This window comes from Bacillus spizizenii TU-B-10 (assembly GCF_000227465.1).
In the GTDB taxonomy this organism is placed as follows: Bacteria; Bacillota; Bacilli; order Bacillales; family Bacillaceae; genus Bacillus; species Bacillus spizizenii.
This window is the reverse complement of sequence record NC_016047.1, coordinates 3,747,752-3,773,415: the sequence shown is the minus strand read 5'-3', so window position 1 is coordinate 3,773,415 and position 25,664 is coordinate 3,747,752. Positions and strand designations below refer to the sequence as shown.

General features: G+C 45.2%; 30 protein-coding genes. 28 read left to right on the top strand and 2 right to left on the bottom strand.

Features of this window, described 5'->3' with window-relative positions; all coding sequences use genetic code 11:
• Positions 1–75: 75 nt before the first annotated feature.
• From atpF to GYO_RS40875, 6 genes are all read left to right on the top strand, one after another.
• Positions 76–588 carry a F0F1 ATP synthase subunit B gene (gene atpF, locus GYO_RS40900; protein ID WP_003235774.1) on the top strand — a complete coding sequence of 171 codons (513 nt, stop codon included), beginning with the start codon at positions 76–78 and terminating at the stop codon, positions 586–588.
• Positions 585–1,130: a F0F1 ATP synthase subunit delta gene (locus GYO_RS40895; RefSeq protein WP_014115502.1), complete on the top strand. Its 546-nt coding sequence runs from the start codon at positions 585–587 to the stop codon at positions 1,128–1,130. Before atpF ends, GYO_RS40895 begins: the two co-directional genes overlap by 4 nt.
• Positions 1,131–1,146: 16 nt before the next feature.
• On the top strand, positions 1,147–2,655 hold the full coding sequence (gene atpA, locus GYO_RS40890; protein WP_014115501.1) for a F0F1 ATP synthase subunit alpha: 1,509 nt from the start codon (positions 1,147–1,149) through the stop codon (positions 2,653–2,655).
• Between the two features lie 76 nt (positions 2,656–2,731).
• Entirely contained in the window at positions 2,732–3,595 is an 864-nt protein-coding gene (gene atpG, locus GYO_RS40885) for an ATP synthase F1 subunit gamma (protein WP_003235766.1), read from the top strand.
• Between the two features lie 25 nt (positions 3,596–3,620).
• On the top strand, positions 3,621–5,042 hold the full coding sequence (gene atpD, locus GYO_RS40880; protein WP_003221884.1) for a F0F1 ATP synthase subunit beta: 1,422 nt from the start codon (positions 3,621–3,623) through the stop codon (positions 5,040–5,042).
• Positions 5,043–5,065: 23 nt separating this feature from the next.
• Positions 5,066–5,464, top strand: a complete 399-nt coding sequence (locus GYO_RS40875) for a F0F1 ATP synthase subunit epsilon (protein WP_003221882.1) — start codon at positions 5,066–5,068, stop codon at positions 5,462–5,464.
• Positions 5,465–5,498: 34 nt separating this feature from the next.
• Here the strand turns inward: GYO_RS40875 and GYO_RS40870 are convergent, their stop codons facing one another.
• Entirely contained in the window at positions 5,499–5,972 is a 474-nt protein-coding gene (locus GYO_RS40870; RefSeq protein ID WP_014115500.1) for a YwmA family protein, read from the bottom strand.
• Positions 5,973–6,149: 177 nt separating this feature from the next.
• Between GYO_RS40870 and GYO_RS40860 the strand changes: the two genes are divergently transcribed.
• The 22 genes from GYO_RS40860 to GYO_RS40755 all read left to right on the top strand — a co-directional run bounded on the left by GYO_RS40860 (position 6,150) and on the right by GYO_RS40755 (position 25,099).
• Complete coding sequence (locus GYO_RS40860; RefSeq protein ID WP_003221879.1) at positions 6,150–6,380, top strand: DUF1146 family protein; 231 nt, start codon at positions 6,150–6,152, stop codon at positions 6,378–6,380.
• Positions 6,381–6,514: 134 nt separating this feature from the next.
• Positions 6,515–7,255 carry a YwmB family TATA-box binding protein gene (locus tag GYO_RS40855; RefSeq protein WP_014115498.1) on the top strand — a complete coding sequence of 247 codons (741 nt, stop codon included), beginning with the start codon at positions 6,515–6,517 and terminating at the stop codon, positions 7,253–7,255.
• 33 nt (positions 7,256–7,288) lie between these two features.
• Complete coding sequence (murA, locus tag GYO_RS40850; protein WP_014115497.1) at positions 7,289–8,599, top strand: UDP-N-acetylglucosamine 1-carboxyvinyltransferase; 1,311 nt, start codon at positions 7,289–7,291, stop codon at positions 8,597–8,599.
• Positions 8,600–8,794: 195 nt separating this feature from the next.
• Positions 8,795–9,826 (top strand): stage II sporulation protein D, encoded by a 1,032-nt coding sequence (gene spoIID, locus GYO_RS40845; RefSeq protein WP_014115495.1) that lies wholly within the window; start codon positions 8,795–8,797, stop codon positions 9,824–9,826.
• A gap of 386 nt (positions 9,827–10,212) precedes the next feature.
• Positions 10,213–10,896, top strand: coding sequence for a vWA domain-containing protein (locus GYO_RS40840; protein WP_014115494.1), 684 nt, complete (start codon positions 10,213–10,215; stop codon positions 10,894–10,896).
• Positions 10,897–11,218: 322 nt separating this feature from the next.
• The gene (locus GYO_RS40835) at positions 11,219–11,893 is read left to right on the top strand and encodes a vWA domain-containing protein (RefSeq protein WP_014115492.1); all 675 of its coding nucleotides are present in this window, start codon (positions 11,219–11,221) and stop codon (positions 11,891–11,893) included.
• Between the two features lie 94 nt (positions 11,894–11,987).
• Positions 11,988–12,149 (top strand): hypothetical protein, encoded by a 162-nt coding sequence (locus GYO_RS40830; RefSeq protein WP_014115491.1) that lies wholly within the window; start codon positions 11,988–11,990, stop codon positions 12,147–12,149.
• A gap of 245 nt (positions 12,150–12,394) precedes the next feature.
• Positions 12,395–13,183 carry a formate dehydrogenase accessory sulfurtransferase FdhD gene (gene fdhD, locus GYO_RS40825; RefSeq protein WP_014115490.1) on the top strand — a complete coding sequence of 263 codons (789 nt, stop codon included), beginning with the start codon at positions 12,395–12,397 and terminating at the stop codon, positions 13,181–13,183.
• A gap of 15 nt (positions 13,184–13,198) precedes the next feature.
• Positions 13,199–14,224, top strand: a complete 1,026-nt coding sequence (gene moaA, locus GYO_RS40820) for a GTP 3',8-cyclase MoaA (protein ID WP_014115489.1) — start codon at positions 13,199–13,201, stop codon at positions 14,222–14,224.
• Between the two features lie 192 nt (positions 14,225–14,416).
• Positions 14,417–15,550: a response regulator aspartate phosphatase RapB gene (rapB, locus tag GYO_RS40815; protein ID WP_014115487.1), complete on the top strand. Its 1,134-nt coding sequence runs from the start codon at positions 14,417–14,419 to the stop codon at positions 15,548–15,550.
• 170 nt (positions 15,551–15,720) lie between these two features.
• Positions 15,721–16,200, top strand: a complete 480-nt coding sequence (locus GYO_RS40810) for a hypothetical protein (RefSeq protein WP_014115486.1) — start codon at positions 15,721–15,723, stop codon at positions 16,198–16,200.
• A 71-nt stretch (positions 16,201–16,271) separates the two neighbouring features.
• A complete protein-coding gene (gene csbD / locus GYO_RS40805; protein WP_014115485.1) occupies positions 16,272–16,460 on the top strand; it encodes a stress response protein CsbD in 189 nt (62 codons plus the stop codon).
• 205 nt (positions 16,461–16,665) lie between these two features.
• Positions 16,666–17,922 (top strand): urea ABC transporter substrate-binding protein, encoded by a 1,257-nt coding sequence (gene urtA / locus GYO_RS40800; protein ID WP_014115484.1) that lies wholly within the window; start codon positions 16,666–16,668, stop codon positions 17,920–17,922.
• Between the two features lie 32 nt (positions 17,923–17,954).
• Positions 17,955–18,857 (top strand): urea ABC transporter permease subunit UrtB, encoded by a 903-nt coding sequence (gene urtB / locus GYO_RS40795; RefSeq protein ID WP_014115483.1) that lies wholly within the window; start codon positions 17,955–17,957, stop codon positions 18,855–18,857.
• An 11-nt stretch (positions 18,858–18,868) separates the two neighbouring features.
• Positions 18,869–19,939: an urea ABC transporter permease subunit UrtC gene (gene urtC / locus GYO_RS40790; protein ID WP_014115482.1), complete on the top strand. Its 1,071-nt coding sequence runs from the start codon at positions 18,869–18,871 to the stop codon at positions 19,937–19,939.
• Positions 19,914–20,663: an urea ABC transporter ATP-binding protein UrtD gene (gene urtD, locus GYO_RS40785; RefSeq protein ID WP_014115481.1), complete on the top strand. Its 750-nt coding sequence runs from the start codon at positions 19,914–19,916 to the stop codon at positions 20,661–20,663. Before urtC ends, urtD begins: the two co-directional genes overlap by 26 nt.
• Complete coding sequence (gene urtE / locus GYO_RS40780; protein ID WP_014115480.1) at positions 20,660–21,361, top strand: urea ABC transporter ATP-binding subunit UrtE; 702 nt, start codon at positions 20,660–20,662, stop codon at positions 21,359–21,361. Before urtD ends, urtE begins: the two co-directional genes overlap by 4 nt.
• Before the next feature lie 99 nt (positions 21,362–21,460).
• Complete coding sequence (gene ureA, locus GYO_RS40775) at positions 21,461–21,778, top strand: urease subunit gamma (protein WP_003227724.1); 318 nt, start codon at positions 21,461–21,463, stop codon at positions 21,776–21,778.
• Entirely contained in the window at positions 21,775–22,149 is a 375-nt protein-coding gene (ureB, locus tag GYO_RS40770; protein WP_014115479.1) for an urease subunit beta, read from the top strand. The genes ureA and ureB overlap by 4 nt, the downstream gene beginning before the upstream one ends.
• The gene (ureC, locus tag GYO_RS40765; RefSeq protein ID WP_014115478.1) at positions 22,146–23,855 is read left to right on the top strand and encodes an urease subunit alpha; all 1,710 of its coding nucleotides are present in this window, start codon (positions 22,146–22,148) and stop codon (positions 23,853–23,855) included. Before ureB ends, ureC begins: the two co-directional genes overlap by 4 nt.
• Positions 23,856–23,988: 133 nt before the next feature.
• Complete coding sequence (locus GYO_RS40760) at positions 23,989–24,390, top strand: Rrf2 family transcriptional regulator (protein WP_014115477.1); 402 nt, start codon at positions 23,989–23,991, stop codon at positions 24,388–24,390.
• Positions 24,391–24,457: 67 nt separating this feature from the next.
• Positions 24,458–25,099 (top strand): NAD(P)-dependent oxidoreductase, encoded by a 642-nt coding sequence (locus tag GYO_RS40755; RefSeq protein WP_014115476.1) that lies wholly within the window; start codon positions 24,458–24,460, stop codon positions 25,097–25,099.
• 34 nt (positions 25,100–25,133) lie between these two features.
• Here GYO_RS40755 and GYO_RS40750 read toward each other — a convergent pair whose 3' ends face one another.
• Complete coding sequence (locus GYO_RS40750; protein WP_014115475.1) at positions 25,134–25,523, bottom strand: DUF5362 family protein; 390 nt, start codon at positions 25,521–25,523, stop codon at positions 25,134–25,136.
• Positions 25,524–25,664: the final 141 nt, after the last annotated feature.

Below are 25,664 nucleotides of genomic sequence, written 5' to 3'. Positions count from 1 at the left end.
TTGCCGGCTGAAAAGAGACAAGTGCGGCTGCTGGATCAGCAAAGAAAAACCTGCAGAAGGGAGTTGCCGTAGTAGATGTCTCAATTACCACTTGAACTAGGATTTTCGTTTAACGGCGGAGATATCCTGTTCCAACTGTTAGCTATGTTAATCTTATTAGCGCTTCTGAAGAAATACGCTTTAGGGCCGCTATTAAACATAATGAAACAGCGTGAAGACCACATCGCTGGAGAAATTACGTCTGCTGAAGAAAAAAATAAAGAAGCGCAGCAGCTGATTGAAGAGCAGCGCGTTCTTTTAAAAGAAGCAAGACAGGAATCCCAAACTCTTATCGAAAACGCAAAGAAACTGGGAGATAAGCAAAAAGAAGAGATTATTCAGGCTGCACGTGCAGAATCTGAACGTCTGAAAGAAGCAGCAAGAACTGAAATCGTGAAGGAAAAAGAACAGGCGGTTTCTGCTCTCCGCGAGCAAGTAGCGTCTCTTTCTGTCATGATTGCGTCGAAAGTGATCGAAAAAGAACTGGATGAACAAGCTCAAGAGAAATTGATCCAGGACTATCTTAAAGAGGTAGGAGAAAGCCGATGAGTGGATCAGCTGTCTCTAAACGATATGCGTCAGCTCTTTTTGATATTGCCAATGAGTCCGCTCAGCTGAATCAAGTTGAAGAAGAGCTAACCGTTGTAAAACAAGTGTTTCAAAATGAAAAAGCGTTTAATGACGTGTTAAACCATCCGAAGGTGCCGGCTGCGAAGAAAAAAGAGCTGATTCAAAATGCATTTGGCTCTTTGTCGCAGTCCGTGCTCAATACGATTTTTCTTTTGATTGACCGCCATCGTGCCGCGATTGTGCCTGAGCTCACAGATGAGTTTATCAAACTCGCAAATGAGGCTCGTCAAATAGAAGACGCGACCGTATATTCAGTGAAACCGCTGACGGATGCAGAAATTTTATCATTATCACAAGTGTTTGCAAAAAAAGCCGGAGTCGCTTCACTGAGAATCAGAAATGAAGTGCAGACGGATTTAATAGGCGGCATTAAAGTCCGCATTGGTAACCGGATTTTTGACGGCAGCGTAAGCGGAAAGCTTCAGCGCATTGAACGTCAACTAGCCGGGGAAAATCGATAGAAGGGGTGAAACCTAAGTGAGCATCAAAGCTGAAGAGATTAGCACGCTGATAAAACAGCAAATACAAAATTATCAATCTGATATTGAAGTTCAAGACGTAGGTACAGTCATCCAAGTCGGTGACGGTATTGCTCGTGTACACGGCCTTGACAATTGTATGGCCGGTGAACTTGTCGAATTTTCAAACGGTGTTTTGGGTATGGCTCAAAACCTTGAAGAATCAAACGTAGGTATCGTCATCTTAGGACCTTTCAGTGAGATCCGTGAGGGAGACGAAGTAAAAAGAACAGGCCGCATCATGGAGGTTCCTGTCGGTGAGGAACTAATCGGCCGTATTGTGAACCCATTAGGTCAGCCGGTCGACGGACTTGGCCCGATCCTCACAAGTAAAACACGTCCGATCGAAAGCCCTGCACCAGGCGTTATGGACCGTAAATCCGTTCATGAACCGCTTCAAACGGGTATTAAAGCGATCGATGCACTGATTCCAATCGGCCGCGGCCAGCGTGAGCTGATCATCGGTGACCGTCAAACAGGTAAAACTTCTGTTGCGATCGATGCGATCCTGAACCAAAAAGACCAAGACATGATCTGCGTATACGTTGCGATCGGTCAAAAAGAATCAACAGTCCGCGGCGTAGTAGAAACATTGCGTAAGCACGGCGCGCTTGATTATACAATCGTTGTAACGGCGTCTGCGTCACAGCCGGCACCGCTTCTGTACCTGGCTCCATATGCAGGGGTTACAATGGCAGAAGAATTTATGTACAACGGCAAGCACGTTCTTGTTGTATACGATGATCTTTCTAAACAAGCGGCTGCTTACCGTGAGCTGTCCTTGCTTCTTCGCCGTCCGCCAGGCCGTGAAGCGTTCCCTGGGGATGTATTCTACCTTCATTCCCGTCTGCTTGAGCGTGCAGCAAAGCTTAGTGACGCGAAAGGCGCAGGATCAATTACAGCTCTGCCGTTCGTAGAAACACAAGCCGGAGATATCTCTGCTTATATTCCGACGAACGTCATTTCCATCACCGACGGACAGATTTTCCTGCAATCTGATTTGTTCTTCTCAGGCGTACGTCCAGCGATCAACGCCGGATTGTCTGTATCCCGTGTCGGCGGTTCAGCGCAAATCAAAGCGATGAAAAAAGTATCAGGAACTTTGCGTCTTGACCTTGCATCATACCGTGAGCTGGAAGCATTCGCTCAATTCGGATCTGACCTCGACCAAGCGACTCAGGCGAAACTGAACCGCGGTGCGCGTACAGTTGAAGTGCTGAAGCAGGATCTGAACAAGCCGCTTCCGGTTGAAAAGCAAGTAGCCATTCTTTATGCGCTGACAAAAGGATATCTTGATGATATTCCTGTAGCGGATATCAGACGTTTTGAAGAAGAGTACTACATGTACCTTGACCAAAACCATAAAGAACTGCTTGATGGAATTGCGAAAACAGGAAACCTTCCTGCTGATGAAGACTTCAAAGCTGCAATCGAAGGCTTCAAACGCACATTTGCACCAAGCAACTAACTCGAATGCTGATGAGAGAAAAAGGTTCTCTTTTTCTCTCTTTTTACGCAGATGAAGAGAAAAGGTGGTGAAATCTTTGGCCTCATTACGCGATATTAAGTCAAGGATCACGTCAACGAAAAAAACGAGCCAGATTACAAAAGCCATGCAGATGGTATCTGCGGCTAAGCTGAATCGTGCTGAAAACAATGCAAAATCATTTGTGCCATATATGGATAAGATCCAAGAGGTTGTGTCAAATGTCGGGAGAGTTTCCGGCAACGTGAAACATCCGATGCTTCTCAGCAGAGAAGTGAAAAAGACAGCATACCTTGTCATTACGTCTGACCGCGGTCTTGCCGGCGCTTTTAACAGTTCGGTTTTACGAAGTGCTTATCAGGCCATGCAAGAACGTCATCAATCTAAGGATGAGTATGCGGTAATCGTCATCGGAAGAGTGGGCCGTGATTTCTTTAAGAAACGTGAGATTCCGATCATTTCCGAGTTAACAGGACTTGGAGATGAAGTAACGTTTACAGAAATTAAGGATCTTGCCCGACAAACGATCCAAATGTTTATAGACGGGGCGTTTGATGAATTGCACCTGGTTTATAACCATTTTGTCAGCGCCATTTCTCAAGAAGTAACGGAGAAAAAACTTCTGCCGTTATCTGATTTGGGCAGCGGCGGCGGAAAGAGAACGGCGTCTTATGAATTTGAACCGTCTGAAGAGGAGGTTCTGGAGGTTTTGCTTCCTCAATATGCAGAAAGCTTAATCTTCGGTGCGCTTCTTGACAGTAAAGCAAGTGAGCATGCAGCAAGAATGACGGCGATGAAAAACGCGACAGACAACGCGAAGGAACTTATCGATTCACTTTCGCTTTCTTACAACCGCGCTCGCCAAGCAGCCATTACACAAGAAATTACGGAAATTGTCGGCGGAGCAGCCGCTTTAGAATAGAAAGATTTTGTCAGGAGGGATAGCGATGAAGAAAGGACGCGTTAGCCAGGTATTAGGACCGGTCGTCGACGTGCGTTTTGAAGACGGTCATTTGCCTGAAATTTATAATGCGATTAAAATTTCACAGCCAGCTGCAAGTGAAAACGAAGTAGGTATTGATTTAACGCTTGAGGTCGCTCTTCATTTAGGTGATGATACAGTCCGTACAATCGCAATGGCATCTACGGACGGTGTTCAGCGCGGAATGGAAGCTGTAGATACAGGAGCGCCAATCTCAGTACCGGTTGGTGATGTAACACTTGGCCGTGTATTTAACGTACTCGGAGAAAATATTGATTTGAATGAGCCAGTTCCTGCGGATGCGAAAAAGGATCCGATTCACAGACAGGCGCCTTCATTTGATCAGCTTTCAACAGAAGTTGAAATTCTTGAAACAGGTATTAAAGTTGTTGACTTGCTTGCTCCTTACATCAAGGGCGGTAAGATCGGATTGTTCGGCGGTGCCGGTGTAGGTAAAACCGTATTAATCCAGGAATTAATCAACAACATCGCGCAAGAGCACGGCGGTATCTCTGTATTCGCCGGTGTAGGAGAGCGTACTCGTGAAGGGAACGACCTTTTCTACGAAATGAGCGACTCTGGCGTAATCAACAAAACAGCCATGGTATTCGGACAAATGAACGAGCCGCCGGGCGCACGTATGCGTGTTGCTTTGACAGGTCTTACAATGGCTGAGCACTTCCGTGATGAACAAGGACAGGACGTACTGTTCTTCATCGATAACATTTTCCGTTTCACACAAGCAGGCTCAGAGGTTTCTGCCCTTCTTGGCCGTATGCCTTCAGCGGTTGGTTATCAGCCGACGCTTGCGACAGAAATGGGTCAGCTTCAAGAGCGTATCACGTCTACTAACGTTGGATCAGTTACATCTATCCAGGCGATCTACGTGCCTGCCGATGACTACACTGACCCGGCGCCGGCAACAACGTTCGCTCACTTGGATGCGACAACAAACCTTGAGCGTAAGTTAACTGAGATGGGTATTTACCCTGCGGTTGATCCGTTGGCTTCTACATCACGCGCCCTTGCTCCTGAAATTGTTGGAGAAGAGCATTATGCAGTTGCCCGTGAAGTACAGTCAACGCTTCAGCGTTACAAAGAGCTTCAAGATATCATTGCGATTCTCGGTATGGATGAATTGAGTGATGAAGACAAGCTTGTCGTTCAACGCGCACGCCGTATTCAGTTCTTCCTTTCTCAAAACTTCCACGTGGCTGAACAGTTCACTGGACAAAAAGGTTCTTACGTGCCTGTAAAAGAAACGGTTCAAGGTTTCAAAGAAATCTTAGCCGGCAAATACGACCATCTTCCTGAAGATGCGTTCCGTCTTGTAGGCCGTATCGAAGAAGTTGTTGAGAAAGCAAAAGAAATGGGTGTAGAAGTTTAATCTGGTCCTAGGAGGGTAAAAGCATGAAGACCGTTAAAGTCAATATCGTTACTCCCGACGGCCCAGTATACGATGCGGATATCGAAATGGTGAGCGTGAGAGCCGAAAGCGGCGATCTCGGTATTTTGCCAGGTCATATTCCAACCGTGGCTCCTCTTAAAATCGGCGCTGTCCGTCTGAAAAAAGACGGACAGACTGAATTGGTTGCGGTCAGCGGCGGATTTGTAGAAGTCCGTCCTGATCAGGTTACCATCCTTGCCCAGGCTGCTGAAACAGCGGAAGGCATTGATAAAGAGCGCGCTGCAGCTGCACGTCAGCGGGCGCAGGAGCGTTTGAATTCTCAATCAGATGATACTGACATTCGTCGGGCTGAGCTTGCGTTACAGCGGGCTTTGAACAGATTGGATGTAGCAGGGAAATAAGAAAAAATCCTTCTCATGTATGAGAAGGATTTTTTTATGAACACACAAGAGAATCAAACAGCGACAGAAGCGGCTTATCCTCTTTTTGCTGCAAGTATAAACGATCACAGCAATTCATTGTATGCCATGATTTGCGATGTCTTCTAAAGCCCATTGTATAAGCGCCGTCTGTGTATGGGTAAGGCTTTACGATCCATTCAGCATCTTCATGTTGGGCAATCACGCAATCTATAAGATAAACACTGATCATTTTCTCGAATTCTTCAATAGGAAGATTCCAATCAGCAAGCAAAAGCTCTTGTATACTTTGAAAATAAAGGTTTTCAAGCTCTTCAAGGCTTTCTCTCGTATAGGTAAGAGAAATGTTATAAAACTGACACAATTCATTCAGTTCTTCAATCTGTGACTGTCTATAATCATAATAGAATGCAATTGCTTCCCATTCCTGTTCAAAAATTGGCAGGTTCTCACCGTATTGCTCTTCAGGCTGAAAAAAAGAATGATTCACATTTGCCAGCTCCTTTCCAATAAAGTATATCATGTAAAAGAATCGCACTTTAAGTGGGGATTAACCCTAGATTTGGCTGATTATTCCGTTCTGTATAAAATGTATCATCTTTATCCGTACTTCTTATATAATAAGAAAGGGTATAAACGCGGAGAAAGGATGAAAGGAGTGGAATAGATGAGTGTATTGGGACAGCAGGCTGCAATTGGTATTGTCGTTCATCTGATTTTTATAGCTGTGACTTGGTGGGCGTTGCAAGCCGTCAATATCGATCCGTTAATTAAAAAAGGCAAAGTCGTGCAGGCAAGACTCCTGATGATTTTACTGACAATCGCTATTGGAACGACTGTTGCGAATTTCTTTTTAGATTATCTCAATTATTCACAGCAGCTTCCCTACCTATTTTAATAGGTTTTGAACATTATAATCACGGGAATGGTTTGGGAAGCGGGTTGAAGCATATAACGCGAGTTTTGACGAAGATTTTTACGTATGGCGCCTCTTGCCTCCGGTAAAACTGGGGATAAGGGGGAGAGATGAACATGAAGAAAAAACAAGTAAGCCACGCCATTATCATATCCGTAATGTTAAGCTTCGTCATTGCTGTTTTCCATACCATTCATGCGAGTGAGTTAACGCCGTTAGCACAAATGGCAGAGGGGATGGAACGCCAAGATGTGTCAATAGATAAGTGGGCATTGCATGCAAAACAAAACATGTCACTGACCGAAAAAGAATTTTATCAAAAAGTGCAACGTTTAAAATCAGAGTATCGTCAATATGATTGGGCGATTGCACAGGAAGATAAAATCGTAAAGGCAGTTGGAACGTATACTGACAAAAAAAATCACACTTCTTTTAGACTACAGCTTGTCACAACCCTCAAAAAACACAACCCAACTTCGTATTTACTATATGAGCAAATGAGTCTTAAGACACCGGATAGCTGGAATGATACATATGAACAGTTTGAACGGGAGACACTCGGGATATTCCAAGAAAAAGTAGTTGTTTTTACTTGTCTAAATGGTCATTTAGATGATAATATGAATATTGTTTTGCAAAAAAAAGCAAATCAGTTATTAAATGAATTTCAAGCAAGATCTGTTGAACATGTAGTTGAGCCAAATTTCGTTTCTATTTCTGCGTTTACAGATGAGTGGAAAGAGTACATCATGACCTCGAAACATAAAATGAATTTGCAAATTGCACTTAGAAGTGCAGGAATGGGCGGAAAACATACCGTTACGGTTGGCACACCAATCGTTACGACTGAATATTAATATAGAGAATTTAGGGACGCGGAGGGGAATACCTTGGAAAAAATCATCGTCCGCGGCGGTCGAAAGTTAAACGGCACAGTCAAAGTTGAAGGCGCTAAAAATGCCGTTTTACCTGTTATCGCTGCATCTTTATTAGCAAGTGAAGAAAAAAGCGTAATTTGTGATGTACCTACGCTCTCCGATGTATATACAATTAACGAAGTGTTGCGTCATTTAGGAGCAGATGTGCATTTTGAAAATAATGAAGTGACTGTAAATGCTTCATACGCTTTGCAAACTGAAGCACCTTTTGAATATGTACGTAAAATGCGTGCGTCCGTGCTTGTCATGGGGCCGCTTCTTGCGCGTACTGGTCATGCAAGAGTTGCGCTTCCAGGCGGATGCGCAATTGGTTCCAGACCGATCGATCAGCATTTAAAAGGTTTTGAAGCAATGGGCGCAGAAATCAAAGTCGGCAATGGCTTCATCGAAGCTGAAGTAAAAGGCCGTCTGCAAGGCGCAAAAATCTATCTGGACTTCCCAAGTGTAGGAGCTACAGAGAACCTGATTATGGCAGCCGCTCTAGCTGAAGGAACAACAACGCTGGAGAACGTGGCGAAAGAACCCGAAATCGTTGATTTAGCAAACTATATCAACGGCATGGGCGGAAAAATCCGCGGAGCTGGCACCGGCACCATCAAAATTGAAGGAGTCGAAAAGCTTCACGGTGTAAAACATCATATTATTCCTGACCGCATTGAAGCGGGCACATTTATGGTTGCTGCTGCAATCACTGAAGGAAACGTATTAGTTAAAGGAGCGGTTCCTGAACATCTCACTTCTTTAATTGCCAAAATGGAAGAGATGGGTGTAACGATTAAGGATGAAGGTGAAGGCCTTCGTGTCATCGGCCCGAAAGAACTCAAACCGATCGACATTAAAACAATGCCTCACCCGGGCTTCCCGACTGATATGCAGTCACAAATGATGGCGCTTCTGCTTCGTGCAAGCGGCACAAGCATGATTACAGAAACTGTTTTTGAAAACCGTTTTATGCATGCGGAAGAATTCCGCCGTATGAATGGCGATATCAAGATTGAAGGACGTTCTGTCATCATTAATGGCCCTGTACAGCTTCAGGGAGCTGAAGTTGCAGCGACTGACTTGCGTGCAGGTGCAGCGCTGATTCTTGCGGGGTTAGTGGCTGAAGGTCATACACGTGTTACTGAACTGAAGCACTTAGACCGTGGTTACGTTGATTTCCATAAGAAGCTTGCAGCTATTGGCGCAGACATCGAACGTGTATATGATGAGTCTGCTTCTGAGCAAGAGAACAAAGAAGTCGTTTCTGACTTAAACGCATAAACTTACCTAAAAATCAGTATGTCATTCTGGCATACTGGTTTTTTATTTTTTGTGTATTATCATCATTATGCGCAAAATAGCAAAAAAGAATACGTAAATGACAAATAAAGTTTCTGTCCAAAACGAGAGTCATATTAGCTTGTCCCTGCCCATAGACTAGACTAGAGTCGAATCCCGAGCAGGAGGCAGCTGAATATGAAACAATTCGTAATCACACTATCTGTACTATGTGCATTGATTCTCTTGATTCCCACACTCTTGGTCATTCCGTTCCAGCATAACAAAGAAGCGGGGGCCAGCGTAGAATCAGGAAAGACAGCAGTCAGCACGAAACCAGCATCAAAAGGAGCGGAAACGTTGAAAGCATCGCCTGTTTCTATTCCCGTCTATCGAACCGCAAATCAATCCGTAGAAGACATTCCGCTTGAAGAGTATGTCATTGGAGTCGTCGCCTCCGAAATGCCGGCAACCTTTGAATCTGAAGCGCTGAAAGCTCAGGCTCTCGCCGCCAGAACGTTTATTGTCAGACTGATGGTCTCAAATTCAGCAGTGGAGGCTCCTAAAGGCTCGCTGGTGGATGATACACAGATGTTCCAGGTGTATAAAAGCAAAGCGGAGCTGAAAAAACAGTGGGGCGCGAGCTATGAGGGAAAACTGAAGAAAATCACAGATGCGGTAGCCAGCACACAAGGCAGAATTTTAACGTACAACAACCAGCCGATTGAAGCCTCTTTTTTCTCCACAAGCAACGGCTACACTGAAAACGCAGAAGCCTATTGGACAAGTGCCATCCCATATTTAAAAAGTGTCAAAAGCTCATGGGATAAAAAGTCTCCGAAATATAAGGCAACGAAAACCTTTACAGCCTCAGAATTTGAGCAAAAGCTTGGCGTCAAGCTGGATGGGTCTGGCACAGTCGGAAAGATTACCGGAGAGACGCCGGGCCACCAGGTCGCAACAGCCGTTATTAACGGCAAGACGCTGAAAGGTAGAGACATCCGTGAAAAGCTGGGCCTCAATTCAGCCGATTTTGTATGGGAGCGAAACGGAGACACGATTACAGTCACGACGAAAGGATTTGGCCACGGTGTCGGGATGAGCCAATATGGCGCGAATTTTATGGCGAAAGAAGGCAAAACGGTTGATCAAATTGTGAAGTATTATTATCAAGGCACACAAATTTCAGACGCAGATTCGTTTTTGAATAAATATATGGCGAAGAAGTAAAAAAGACGCTCAATGAGCGTCTTTTTCTGTTCCTGAATGTCTTTTATCTAAGAGCGGTTAAAACTGTTTAGAGAAGCTCCTGACAGTCTTTAGAGCGACAAGGCCCTTTTTCCTGATTTATGACTTTGAGATTGTGGTAAAGTAATCCACATGTATCGACAGACTTCGACAGACTCATATAACGAAAGCCGAAAGGCCGACAATCTTCTTTTTTCATAGTAGTGTTAGGCGGAAATCACTAATAAAAATAAAGGTTTCTATGCAAAAGTAAACAACAGCAATGGGGAAGCCCGCCCTATTTATTTCTCTGTTTTTGTCGATTACGATAAGTTATGTTCAGCGTTGAACATCTGCACGCAGAAACAAACTTGTAAAGGGGTACGAACATGAAGAAAAGATTTTCACTGATCATGATGACAGGATTGCTATTTGGATTAACTTCACCTGCTTTTGCGGCTGAAAAGAAAGAACCGGAGGCTGAAGCTCCGGCAAACGTTGCAGTCTTGCTTGATGCCAGCGGAAGTATGGCGAAAAGAATAGACGGTGTATCTAAATTTAATTCGGCTAAAAAAGAAATTTCTAAGTTTGCAAGCTCACTGCCGGAAGGAACTCAGGTGAAAATGAGTGTGTTTGGTTCAGAAGGAAACAATAAAAATTCCGGAAAGGTTCAATCTTGTGAATCCATCCGTAACGTATACGGCTTCCAAAGCTTTAACGAGCAAAGCTTCCTCAATTCTCTCAATGCAATTGGGCCGACTGGCTGGACGCCAATTGCCAAAGCGCTGAACGAGGCGAAATCTTCTTTCGACCAGCTTGATACTAAAGGGGAAAAAGTAGTGTATCTGTTGACAGACGGTGAGGAAACGTGCGGAGGAAATCCAATTAAAACAGCAAAAGAACTGCATAAAGACAATATCACTGTTAATGTGATCGGTTTTGATTATAAAGAGGGATACAAAGGCCAGCTGAACGCAATTGCGAAAGTAGGCGGCGGTGAATACTTCCCTGCTTATACTCAAAAAGATGTTGAGAAAATCTTCACTCAGCAATCATTGATGCTATCTAAATAAGAAAAAAGAGGCTGATAGTGGTCAGCCTCTTTTTTGTATGTAACATAATGTTCAAAAGTAATCAGGTGTCAGCCTGTAGCATAGTAGCAGATTTCCGTTTTTCTGTGATGATCCAGGCGAAAAAAGAATGAATGATGTCACAAACTGTATATGCTTTCTGGGCGAAAAAGGCTAAATATCATCGGCATTTCAAGCGATTTTGAATAGAAAGTGAAAGCGGCACAAAAGGCAGCTTGCCCTATATCTTTTTGCATTTTCATATTCTAGCATAAAGAGGAATCCAACTATAGTTGGAAAATATGATAAAGAAAGGAAGAATAATATGAAAAAATTGCTGGCTGCCGGTATCATTGGGTTGCTGACTGTCTCCTTTGCGTCCCCGTCTTTTGCCGCTGAGAAACAGGCTGACACAAATGTAGCTGTTTTGTTTGATGGAAGCGGAAGTATGATTCAAAAAACAGGGGGAGAGCGCAAAATAGACATTGCCAAAAAATCAGTAAAGTCTTTTGCCGAGCTTCTTCCGAAGGATACAAATCTCATGCTTCGCGTTTTCGGACATGCTGGAAACAATAAATTGTCCGGCAAAGCTCTTTCATGCAGTACGACGGAAACCATTTACGGCCTTCATCCATATGAAGGATCGCTGTTTGACAATTCATTGAGTGAGATCAAGCCGACTGGCTGGACACCGATTGCCAAAGCACTTTCAGATACAAGAAAAGAATTTGAAGCATTTGACGCTGACGGGAAAAACGTGGTGTATTTAATCACTGACGGTGAAGAAACGTGCGGCGGAGACCCCGCAGCGGAAATTGAAAAGCTTCGTGAATCGAATGTGGATACCATTGTAAACATCATTGGCTTCAACTTTGATATCAAAGGTAATGAAGAGATGAAACAAGCGGCTGTTGCTGGCGGCGGAGAATATATTTCAGCGAACAGTGCGGATGAGTTCGAACAGGCTTGGGAAAAAGAAGCACAAAAATTTACTGAGTAAAGAACCTAACGATTAGGCGCTCCCCCAGGCGCCTTTTTTAATTGGTTTAAAAACAGCTTGGGCGGGAATGATACCCTTAAAAGGGGTTGAACATATGAAATTATTAGGAATGATTTTTCTTATTGCCGCCGTGGCATTCATATTGCTCGGTGTTTTTCTAAAACTGGCAGCCTTCTTTTTTGTCAGCATGCTCACTTTGATCGCAGCTATTGTGCTGTTTACGATCCTGAAAAAAAATCAGCATAATCAAACATAGAGTCCTTTATATAGAGGGCTCTCAGCGTGTCGACAAACCCCGCGTTCGTTGTCAATGCACATTGGTGCTCACGTGTTATAAAAGGAACGGCGGCTAAATGTTTAGGCGTCCTGCCTAAACACCGCCGTCATCACATCCTGTGAAAGCCCTTTATATAGAGGGCTCTTTTTGTGTCTCAGAATTCGACAAAATCCGAGGAGTGTGAAAAAATATAAAGGCAGGAACATTGCGGAGGGGAAGAGACATTGAACGATAAAGTAACTGCGGTCAGGGATGTATGGCGCTATGAACAAGGGGAAATAAGCAAAATAGAAGACCGGATGGTGACGGAATACCCTTTGACAGTGATACTGAACGGAAGTGAATTTGTGACGCTCGTTTGTACGCCGGAGCATATCAAAGAGCTTGTCATTGGATTTCTCGCATCAGAGGGTGTTATACGATTTCAAAAAGAGATTAAAAGGTTTACAATAGATGAAAGTCTCGGTTTTGTTTATGTCGATCTTGTTCATCCTGAGACATTGGATCAAAAGGATTATACGAAACGGGTGATCGGCTCATGCTGCGGAAAGGGCCGCCATTTTTATTTTCAGCAGGATGTCAAAACCGCCAAAACGGCTGTCAGCCAAATCAAGATATCGCCTGAAGCATGTCTGGCGCTTATGAAAGACATGCAACAAGGGAGCGGAACGTTTCAGGATACGGGAGGCGTTCATAATGCGGCGCTTTGCGACACAGAGAAACTGCTGTTAATGCGCACAGATATCGGCCGGCACAACGCGCTTGATAAATTATACGGACACTGCCTTCTGAACGGGATGTCCGTCCGCGACAAACTGATTGTGTTCAGCGGAAGAATCTCATCAGAAGTCCTGTTGAAAGCGGCAAAAATCGGCGTGTCGATCGTCATTTCCAAATCGGCCCCGACGGAGCTTGCGATTCAAATGGCGGAAGAATTAAATATCACAGCGATCGGATTTGTCAGAAACGGATCATTTAATGTATATACACACCCTGAGAGAATCAGGGGATAGGAAGGGGCTGTAGCTATGATTACAGAATCGCGTCAGATGTTGGATAAGAGGAACAGACCGCTGAGAGACCTTCGCATTTCTGTTACAGACCGCTGCAACTTCCGATGCACGTACTGTATGCCCGCCGAATTATTCGGCCCGGATTATCCTTTTTTACAGAAAGAGGAGCTGCTTTCGTTTGAAGAGCTGGAACGGCTTGCGACGCTATTTGTCACAAGGTTCGGTGTTGAAAAAATCCGCTTAACCGGCGGAGAGCCCCTCATGAGAAAGGATATGCCGGAATTAATCAAAAAACTGGCCCGCATTCCGGGTGTCCATGATATTGCGATGACGACAAACGGATCACTGCTGCCTGTTTATGCGGAGAAGCTCAAGGAAGCAGGGCTGAAACGGGTCACGATCAGCCTTGATTCCTTAGAGGACGAGCGTTTTAAAAAGATAAACGGACGCGGGGTTTCTGTCAGCAAGGTGCTGGAAGGCATTGAAGCTGCGAAGCAAGCGGGGCTCGGTGTTAAAATCAACATGGTCGTCCAAAAGGGCGTCAATGAAAAAGATATACTGCCTATGGCCCGTTATTTTAAAGAAAAAGGCCATATCCTGAGATTCATCGAATTTATGGACGTGGGCAACACCAACCAATGGGAAAAGAAGGACGTCATGACAAAGGCGGAAATCATTGATTTGATCAATGGACACATGCCGGTTGAACCAATAGCGCCGAATTATAAAGGCGAAGTGGCTTCCAGATTCCGCTACTTGGACGGATCTGGAGAAATCGGCGTCATATCATCTGTATCTGATGCATTTTGCGGATCATGCAACAGGGCCCGTCTTTCTGCGAGAGGGGAGCTGTTTACCTGCTTATTCGCTTCAAGCGGATTTGACCTCAGAGGGCCAGTTCGTCAGGAATTAAGTGATGACGAACTGGCAGAGATGATCGGCACCGTATGGAAAAATCGGATCGATCAGTATTCGGTCGATCGTACTCTATCAAAAGCATCAGACAAAAAGAAAGTGGAAATGTCTTATATTGGCGGTTAATATGAAATAAAAAGCTTATCGGCACTGTCCGATAAGCTTTTTTTATAAACATCCAAGTGCAAAAAATACTTACAAAAACCGAAATATATAAAGATAGGCATAAGGAAGGAATCATTGTAAGAAATTTTAATTCCAAAGCCATACATTATGATAAAATATAACCAATTAGAAAATAGAAAGGGTTGGAGGGGCATGGCCGCGTACGAGATCCCGTCATCTCAAGTAGGAGTGAAAATCAATAAGTGGTACAAGCACATTTTAGCATTTCAAGTGGCTGATGCCGTTAAGCTGAAGGAAGAGATTGATCAAGACATAGAACAGATGGAAGAGGATCAGCTGCTTCTCCTGTATTATCAGCTGATCAGTTACCGGCACCAAATTATGCTGGATTATGTAAAGCCTGACCTGCACGAGGAATCTCAGCTTCAATATCGTGAATTGATCAAAACGCTGGAAAGCAATCAGGACAGCATCTCGGGATTATCTGAGTATTATTTTCACTTGTTCAGAGGAATGTACGAATTTGAACAGAACAATTACATCTCGGCTATATCCTTTTATCGGAAAGCTGAGAAGATGCTCGCGTTTGTAGAAGATGAAATTGAAAGAGCGGAATTTCATTTTAAAGTGGCGGAAGTCTTTTATATCATGAAGCAGACGCACTTTTCCATGAACCACGCCGTACAGGCGCTTGAGACATACAAGGCTCACGACTTTTACAGAGTCAGAAGAATTCAATGCCATTTCGTCATATCAGGAAACTACATTGACTACAGACATTATGAAAAAGCGCTTGAGCATCTGGATGACGCGTATCGTCTGGCTTTATTGGAAGGACAGCCCCGTTTGATCGGATCAGCCCTCTATAATATCGGGAATTGCTATGATGACAAAGGAGAGCTGGATCAAGCCGCGGAATACTTTGAAAAAGCGCTTCCTGTCTTTGAAGAGCATCAGCTGGAACAGCTTCCAAAAGCGCTCTTCAGCCTGACTCGCGTTCTTTTCAAAAAGCAAGATGTCCAAGCTGCGATGCAGTACTATGAAAAAGGGATTGCCATCGCCCAAAAACGAAACGACTTCTTCAGTCTGGCGAAATATAAATTTCTGCAGGCCTTATATGTGGAATCTGTTAATGTAGATATGATTCAAGAAGTATTTGACTATATGGAAGAAAAAGCCCTTTACGTATATATTGAAGAATTCGCTTTGGATGCTGCCTCCTATTTCAGTCATCGCGAACACTACAAAGAAGCGGTGTATTTTTATGAAAAAGCAGTCAGTATGAGAGAAATGATCCAAAGAAACGACTGTTTATATCAAGTGTAAGACGAAACCATCTGCTGCCAGATGGTTTTTTTATATACAAAAAAAGGAGAGCATCGGAACGTTTATTTTCGGGCAGAACAGGAAAATTCGCTACATATGCTTTTGATCAAATTCAAAATAGCCGGGTTTAGACGGTGCCTGGGTCAATGACAGGCGTGAGGGGGAATTCGATGTTCGGTTTCAATGATATGGTGAAGTTTCTATGGTCTTTCCTCATTGTTCTGCCGCTTGTACAGATCATACATGTTTCAGGGCACAGCTTCATGGCACTTATTTTTGGCGGAAAAGGATCGTTGGATATTGGGATGGGCAAAACGCTGTTCAAGATTGGGCCGATACGGATCAGAGCGATCTATTTCATAGATTCTTTTTGCAGGTTTGGTGAGCTGAAAACCGACAATCGGTTTTCGCATGCACTTGTGTATGCCGGGGGCAGCCTGTTTAACCTGATAACGATTTTTATAGTCAATTTGCTAATTATACACAGTGTATTAAAACCGAATATGTTTTTTTATCAGTTTGTCTATTTTTCTACGTATTATGTGTTTTTCGCCCTGCTGCCGGTTCGATATTCAGAGAAAAAGTCATCAGACGGTCTGGCGATTTACAAGGTGCTCCGCTACGGAGAGCGCTACGAAATCGATAAGTAACATTCAAATGTTTACCGCCTCTCAGATCGGGAAGGTAACAAGTACACACATAATGAAGGGAGAGAATCAACATGGGTAACGATAGTGTAAAAGATAAAATGAAAGGCGGCTTAAATAAAGCCAAAGGAGAAGCGAAGGATAAAGTCGGAGATATGACCGATAAAACGGACATGCAGGCTGAAGGCAAAAAGGATAAGGCAAAAGGCGAGATCCAAAAGGATATCGGGAAAGCCAAGGATACATTCACAAATAAAGATTAATCATACGAAAGAGGCAGGAAACGATATGTTTCTTGTCTTTTTTTGTGTGCTTTTTTGAATGTGAATAAATGTAACAAAAAAAGCAATCGATTTGGTTAAAGTATCTAAATTTTTGAAATATTCTTTGAATCAATGAACCTCTTCTATATAATAATGACATGAGTTGTTAACTTTTGTAACATCACATGACAAAGGGAGGTTCTGAATGAAAAACAAAGGGGTTGGAATACAGGCTGTTTTTCTGTTGTTTCTGATCATGGTGTTGATGACGGGGTGTGCTGCACCGAAGAAAGTGTCAGAAGCCAGCGGAAGTGCGAAAAGAACAGTTGATATCGACACAAGCGGGGATTCAGTGAAGGTCGGGATTCTTCACTCACTAAGCGGGACAATGGCGATCAGCGAAGTGTCCGTCCATGATGCAGAGTTAATGGCGATTCAAGAAATCAACCAAAAAGGCGGAGTTCTCGGCAAAAAGCTTGAACCCGTCGTGGAAGACGGCGCTTCAGACTGGCCTACATATGCGGAAAAAATGAGAAAGCTGCTTCAGCAAGACAAAGTGGCTGCTGTTTTTGGCGGATGGACATCTGCTAGCCGCAAAGCCATGCTTCCGGTTGTGGAACAAAACAACGGGCTGCTGTTCTATCCGGTGCAGTACGAAGGAATGGAGACATCACCTAATATTTTTTATACCGGAGCAACGACGAATCAGCAAATTGTGCCGGCTGTCGATTGGCTGCTGAAAAATAAAGGTAAGAAGATCTTTCTGATCGGATCAGATTACGTGTTCCCGAGAACAGCCAATAAAATCATTAAAGCACAAGTAAAAGCGGACGGAGGAGAAATTGCCGGTGAAGAGTATACGCCGCTAGGCCACACCAATTACAGTACGCTCGTCGGCAAAATCAAAGAAAAACAGCCCGATGTCATTTTTAACACATTAAACGGCGACAGCAACGTGGCGTTTTTCAAACAGCTGAAAGATGCGGGGATATCGGCTGATGATATGCCTGTCATGTCGGCAAGTGTCGCTGAGGAAGAAATTCGGGGGATCGGCTCTGATGTGTTAAAAGGACATTATGCGGTGTGGAATTACTTCCAGACAACCAATACGAGCGAAAATCAAACATTCGTGAAAAACTATAAAAAGATGAACGGTGATAGCCGGGTGACGAGCGATCCGATTGAAGCCGGCTATAATGCGGTTTATCTCTGGGCGGCGGCTGTTGAAAAAGCCAAATCCTTTGATGTCGATAAGGTGAAGAAAGCCGCTGACGGGATTGCATTCAAGGCACCGGGCGGCACAGTGAAAATTGACGGGGATACACAGCATCTCTACAAAACGGTCAGAATCGGGCAAATCACGGGGGATGGACAGTTTAAAGAAGTATGGAACTCAGGTGAACCGGTAAAACCTGATCCATATTTAAAAACGTACGACTGGGCAAAGGGGTTATCTAAATAAATCAAAGCCGTTTGCGGGGGAGGAGGCGGAGCATGTCTGTCGTCGTTACTCAATTATTTAACGGGATCAGTCTCGGTTCTATTTTGATTCTCATTGCGATTGGATTAGCCGTTACATTCGGTTTGATGAACATTATTAATATGGCGCACGGTGAGCTGATTATGGCAGGAGCCTACACGACATATGTCGTTCAGCAGCTGTTTTTAAGCTATTTGCCGGCTTCTCTGTTTTCTTACTATTTTTTATTCGCAATCATCATGGCGTTTGCGGTTGCGGCGCTTATTGGGATTGTCATTGAAAAAGTGATTGTCAGGCGATTATATGACCGTCCGCTCGACAGCCTTTTGGCGACGTGGGGGGTGAGCTTGATACTGCAGCAGGCAGCAAGATCGATTTTTGGCGCGCCGAATGTAGCCGTCAAGTCACCTGAGTGGCTGACGGGAGGGGTGACGCTGTTTTCGGTTACCTTTCCGTATAAAAGGCTGTTTATTTTGGCGCTCGTTCTTTTTACGCTGGCACTGCTCGGTTTCTATTTATTTAAAACCTCTGCGGGGCGGCGGATGCAGGCGGTTACGCTGAACCGGAGCATGGCATCGTGTCTCGGCGTATCTGTGAGAAAAACAGATACATTGGCTTTCGCGCTCGGAAGCGGACTGGCCGGTATCGCGGGGAGCTCACTCACATTGCTTGGTTCGATCGGGCCTACTCTCGGTTCGTCGTACCTCGTCGATGCCTTCATGATCGTCATATTAGGCGGAATTGGAAAATTAAAAGGCACCATTATCGGCGCGGTGACGGTCGGTTTGCTGAGCACATTCGTTGAGTATTCCACAAGCGCTACGATTGCAAAGGTAGTCGTGTTTGCATTTATTATTCTCTTTCTGCAATGGCGGCCTTCAGGTCTTGCGAGTGTCAGAACGAGATTACTTGATTAGGAGGGAACCGGATGAAGCGGTTTTCACAATTCAGTCCGTATCTGGTGATGTTTGCCCTTTTTATCGCCGCTCCGTTCTTTCTGCAGGAGTTTCGATTAGGGCTGTTGGCGAAGTTTTTATGCTTCGCGATTGTGGCGGTCGGCATTTGCCTGATTTGGGGATATACAGGCATTTTGAGTTTGGGACATGGCGTCTTTTTCGGATTGGGCGCTTACTGCATGGCCATGTACTTAAAAATAGAAGCCTCACCGTCAGGCATTCCTGATTTTATGGAGTGGACCGGCGTCAGTGAACTGCCGTGGATTTGGGCAATGTTCAGTAATCCTTTTAGTGCGATTGCTGCAGCCGTTATTGTGCCTGTTTTTTTGGCCTTTTTACTCGGTTACTTTACCTTCCGCAACAACATAAAGGGTGTTTATTTTTCGTTGATCTCTCAGGCTGTTGTGGTGGTTGTTGTCACACTGTTCATCGGCAGCCAGGACATCACTGGCGGCACGAATGGCCTCACGAATTTCTTTACCGTTTTTCAATATGCTCTGGCCGATCCTGCAATAAAGCAGATTTTGTATTTTACGACAGTCTTTTTCCTCGGTGTTTCTGTCATGTTTGCTTTGTTTCTGACAAGAAGCCGTTTTGGGCGGCTATTGCAGGCGGTGCGCGACGGAGAAAACAGGGTTCGTTTTTTCGGGTATCACTCCACCGTTTTTAAAGTGTTTATTTACTGTCTATCTGCTGCGATGGCGGGGATTGCCGGGATGCTGTTTGTGCTTCAGGATGGGATGATCTCGCCGGAAATGATGGGCATCATCCCTTCGGTGGAAATGGTGCTGTGGGTCGCAATCGGCGGCAGGCACTCCATTTTCGGGGCGGTGCTTGGCGCGCTGTTAACGAACGGCTTGAAAAGCTATTTAAGCGAATATTACCCTGACATTTGGCTGTACTTCCTCGGCGCGCTGTTTATTATCGTCGTGCTCTATATGCCAAAAGGGATTGTCGGGCTGTTCGAGAAGATTAGAACCCAGCTTTCTTCCTCGAAAAAGAAAGGAGCGGCTGCTTATGAAACCGATACTTACCTGCCGTGACGTGAAGGTTGAGTTTGACGGATTTTGGGCCTTGCAGGGCGCTGATATCAGCGTGCAGGAACGTGATATCCATTTTTTAATTGGGCCGAACGGCGCCGGAAAAACGACTTTGCTGGACATCATTTGCGGAAAAACGAAGCCGCATTCGGGCGAAGTGCTATTTCAAGAAACGAGTGAACTGACAAAAGCGCGGGAATATCAGATCGCCAAACTGGGGGTCGCCAGAAAGTTTCAGGCTCCGAGTGTTTTTACGCAGCTGACTGTGTTTGAGAACCTCGAACTTGCCATGAAACAGAAAAAAACGATCCTTTCACTGCTGACAGCTCGTATGACAAAAGAGCAAAGTGACAGGATCATAGACATCCTGCGGCTGATTGGGTTAGATGACAAATGGGATCTAACAGCTGGCAGCCTGTCACACGGACAGAAGCAATGGCTTGAGATCGGCATGCAGCTCGCCATGGAGCCGAAGCTTTTGCTGCTGGATGAACCGATTGCCGGCATGACAGGAAAGGAGCGGGAAAAAACCGGAGCCCTGCTTGAAGAAATTGCAAAAACGTGCTCTGTTCTGATTGTCGAGCACGATATGGATTTTGTGCGCTCGTTTTCCAGAAAAGTCACGGTCATGCATGAAGGCAAAGTGCTTTGTGAAGGGTCGATGGATGACATCACAAGCAATGAAGAGGTGGCAGAGGTGTATTTAGGAAGGAGCGGTGTGTCATGATTGCCGTCAGGAATGTAACGTCCGGTTACGATCAATCGATGGTTTTGCACAGCCTCAGCATGGAGGTTCGCCCGGGGCAGATTGTCGCTGTATTAGGCCGAAACGGAGTCGGCAAATCTACCTTGCTGAAAACAATCATAGGCCTGCTTCCGGCAAAACAGGGGGATATTTGTTTTAATCAAACGTTTGTTCAAAACGAAAAGGCGGAAACACGGGCAAGAACGGGAATTGCGTACGTTCCGCAGGGAAGAGACATCTTTTCCTCCTTAACCGTTCGTGACAACCTGCTGCTTGGGGAAGAGCCGCTTCCGAAGAAGGAGCGAACGGGGCAGGTCAAGGAAGACATTTTTCAGTGGTTTCCTGTTTTAAAGGAGATGCTTGACCGCAAAGGCGGCGATTTAAGCGGAGGCCAGCAGCAGCAGCTTGCAATTGCCAGAGCACTGATGGGAAATCCAAAAATTATTTTACTTGATGAACCAATGGAAGGAATTCAGCCGTCAATTATCGAACTAATCAGACAAGTTATCGTAGAAATTTCCAGAAAAAAAGACATTTCCGTTGTTTTAGTCGAGCACAGTCTAGAAAACGCGTTAACATGTGCTGACTACCTTTATGTGATCGACAGGGGAACGGTTGTCGACCATGGAAAGGCCGATGAAGAAACGGCACGCCGCTTTGAAAGGCATCTTACCGTATGACCCGGTACTTGAAGAAAGGGAGGTGATGTCCCGCCTGCATGTTCCGCAAATTCGCAGTAACCGCATCCGCTTTATACGACAAAAGAAGGAGGACTACAGATGAAACTGACACCGGTTGAACAAGAGAAATTGCTCATTTTTGCAGCGGGGGAATTAGCCAAACAGCGAAAGGCGCGGGGCGTTCTGCTCAACTACCCTGAGGCTGCCGCTTATATCACCTGCTTTATCATGGAAGGCGCACGTGACGGAAAGGGAGTAGCAGAGCTGATGGAAGCCGGCCGCCATGTGTTAACAGAAAAAGATGTGATGGAGGGTGTTCCTGAGATGCTAGACAGCATTCAGGTGGAGGCCACATTTCCTGATGGAGTGAAGCTTGTTACGGTACATCAGCCAATTTCTGCGGAGGTGAAGTCATGAAGCCGGGAGCATTCCAAATTGCTGAGGGAACGATTACGATTAATGAAGGCCGTGAGACACGGGAGGTAGCGGTAAAAAACACCGGATCACGCTCCATTCAAGTCGGCTCGCATTTTCATTTTGCGGAAGCCAACGGGGCATTATCATTTGACCGTGAGCAGGCGATCGGCATGCGCCTTGATGTTCCATCAGGCACGTCGGTACGTTTTGAGCCGGGCGAGCAGAAAACAGTCACGCTTGTGGAAATCGGCGGACGAAAGACAATTAGAGGCCTGAACGGAATGGCCGACACGTTTATCGATGAACGCGGCAAAGAAAAAACGTTAGCCAACTTAAAACAAGCCGGCTGGATGGAGGGTGTAATCCGATGAAAATGTCACGGGAGGAATATGCGGAGCTGTTTGGCCCGACAACGGGCGATAAAATCAGATTGGGCGATACGGATTTATGGATCGAAGTCGAAAAGGATTTCACTGTATATGGTGAAGAAATGATCTTTGGCGGCGGAAAAACGATCCGCGACGGCATGGGCCAAAACGGCAGAATTACAGCCAAAGACGGCGCTTTGGATTTGGTCATCACAAACGTCGTCCTATTGGATTACACAGGCATTGTCAAAGCGGATGTCGGTGTGAAAGACGGCCGGATTGTTGGCGTCGGAAAAAGCGGAAACCCTGATATCATGGACGGAGTCGATCCGCATATGGTCATCGGCGCGGGTACAGAGGTGATTTCCGGTGAAGGCAAAATTTTAACAGCCGGAGGAGTGGACACTCACATTCATTTTATTTGTCCTCAGCAGATGGAAGTTGCGCTTTCTTCAGGTGTGACGACCCTTTTGGGAGGCGGAACAGGACCTGCTACAGGAAGCAAAGCGACAACATGTACGTCCGGCGCGTGGTATATGGCAAGGATGCTGGAAGCGGCCGAGGAGTTTCCGATTAATGTCGGCTTCTTAGGAAAAGGGAATGCATCCGATAAAGCGCCGCTGATCGAGCAGGTGGAAGCAGGCGCCATCGGCCTTAAGCTTCATGAAGACTGGGGCACGACGCCAAGCGCCATCAAAACGTGTATGGAAGTTGTGGATGAGGCGGATATTCAAGTCGCCATCCATACCGATACGATTAACGAAGCGGGCTTTTTGGAAAACACGCTCGATGCGATCGGGGACCGGGTCATTCATACCTATCACATTGAAGGAGCAGGCGGCGGCCACGCCCCGGATATTATGAAGCTCGCCTCTTACGCAAACATTCTGCCGTCATCCACAACGCCAACCATTCCTTATACCGTTAATACGATGGATGAGCATCTTGACATGATGATGGTCTGCCACCATTTAGATGCGAAAGTGCCTGAAGATGTGGCGTTCAGCCATTCGAGAATCAGGGCTGCGACCATTGCGGCAGAGGACATACTCCATGATATCGGCGCGATCAGCATGACATCATCGGATTCCCAAGCGATGGGGCGTGTCGGTGAAGTGATCATCCGAACATGGCAGGTAGCCGATAAAATGAAAAAGCAGCGCGGCGCACTTGCCGGTGAAAACAGAAACGACAATGTGCGTGCAAAACGCTACGTTGCCAAATACACAATTAATCCGGCGATTACTCACGGGCTCAGCCATGAAGTCGGCTCGGTGGAAAAAGGGAAGCTCGCAGATCTCGTTCTGTGGGACCCGGTATTTTTCGGCGTAAAACCTGAACTTGTCTTAAAGGGCGGCATGATTGCACGTGCGCAAATGGGGGATCCGAACGCGTCCATCCCGACTCCTGAACCGGTGTTTATGCGCCAAATGTATGCGTCTTACGGAAAAGCCAATCGCTCAACCTCCATTACATTTATGTCTCAAGCAAGCATTGAGCGGGGTGTGGCGGAAAGCTTAGGGTTGGAAAAAAGAATTTCTCCTGTCAAAAATATCAGAAAGCTGAGCAAGCTGGATATGAAATTGAACTCAGCATTGCCGAAGATTGAGGTTGATCCAAAAACTTATCAGGTCTTCGCTGACGGAGAGGAATTGTCTTGCCAGCCTGTCGATTATGTTCCGCTTGGACAAAGATATTTCTTATTCTGACAAGACGCGGCCGGAGTGCATCCGGCCGTTCTATTGACTAAAAACGGTGCACAAGAACCCCGTATTTAGTGTATATTAGATGTTGACAAACGAATCAAATGTAACTATTATAGTTACAACGGTGGTGAAAAACATGATTAACAGCCGTCTTGCTGTTGCCATTCATATTTTATCCCTCATTTCGATGGATGAAAAAGAGTCTTCAGAAACCATCGCTGGCAGCGTCAACACCAATCCGGTTGTCGTGCGAAGAATGATCAGCATGCTGAAAAAAGCGGATATTCTCACATCCCGCGCTGGGGTGCCGGGTGCAAGCCTCAAAAAAGATCCGGCTGATATTTCTCTTTTAGAAGTCTATCGGGCTGTCCAAAAGCAAGATGAACTCTTTGCGATTCATGAAAACCCGAATCCGAACTGTCCGGTAGGGAAAAGAATTCAAAACGCATTGGATGAAACGTTTGAAAGTGTGCAAAAAGCGATGGAAGATGAACTGGCAAGCAAGTCATTAAAAGATGTTATGAATCATCTCTTTTAATCAAAAGAGATGACTTCTCACCGCTAACATGTAACTAAAATTGTTACAAATAAGGAGGAAATGAAAAATGAGAATTGGAATTATCGGCGCAAGCGGAAAAGCAGGAAACGAGATTTTGAAAGAAGCGAAAACAAGAGGCCATGAAGTGACTGCCATCGTCCGAAACGCTTCAAAAGTGCAGGAACAGGACATAGCGATTTTGGAGAAAGATGTGTTTGAACTGACTGCAGAAGACATCAAGCCTTTCGATGCGGTTGTAAACGCTTTTGGAGCAGCGCCTGGCCAGGAACATCTTCATGTTGAGGCAGGCAGAGCGCTAATCAGCATCTTAAAGAATGCGAAAAACACAAGATTGCTTGTCGTCGGCGGAGCAGGAAGCCTGTTTGTTGATGAAGCCAAAACAACCCGTTTAATGGATACACCGGAATTCCCGAAAGAATATTTGCCGACTGCATCAAATCAAGGGGAGAACCTGAAAGATTTGCAGCAGACAGACTCCATTTCCTGGACGTTCCTCAGCCCTGCGGCATTTTTTGATCCGGCAGGAAAACGGACGGGTTCTTACCAAAAAGGAAAAGACAATGTCATCGTAAATGCAAAAGGCGACAGCTATATCAGCTATGCAGATTATGCCATTGCCGTATTGGATGAGCTTGAACAACCTGCACACAAAAATGAACGCTTCACAGTGGTAAGCGAAGCGGAATAATAAAAAACCCGGAGCTTCCTCCGGGTTTTTCTCATTAATAAGTGTTGTACGTATCATAATCGCTGAAAAGGCCGTCAGCAATTCCAAGCATTAAGAAGACGAAGAAGGCGATAATCGCAAGAATGGATACAGCAATGCTTACGATTAAATAAATCCCTTGCATCTTTACAAACTTCGCGTAATTCTCCAGCATTAAGTCCTCAGACTGTCCGCTATGGTGTTCAGCCATTTGCCCTGCTTCTTTAGCGGAACGCATCAAAAAGATTCCGGAAATAATTTGCAGTACGCCCGGCACGGCACCGATTAGAAAAAAGAACGCGCCTGAAAGCGCGGTAATTGCGCCCATAATAATAAATAAAATGCCTGTTGCTTTTCCCCATTTCGAAATGCTAATGAGGGTTTTGTTCATGGTTTCAGGATTCATGTACACTGGCTCCCCTTTACAAAAAAATACTCACTTTTCTTTTATACACTATTTGTGAGAAGTTTTGTATATAAAAAATAACATTTTGGGATTGACCCTGACGCTGCGTGATTGTTTACGATAGAAGAAGAGGAGGTGTTA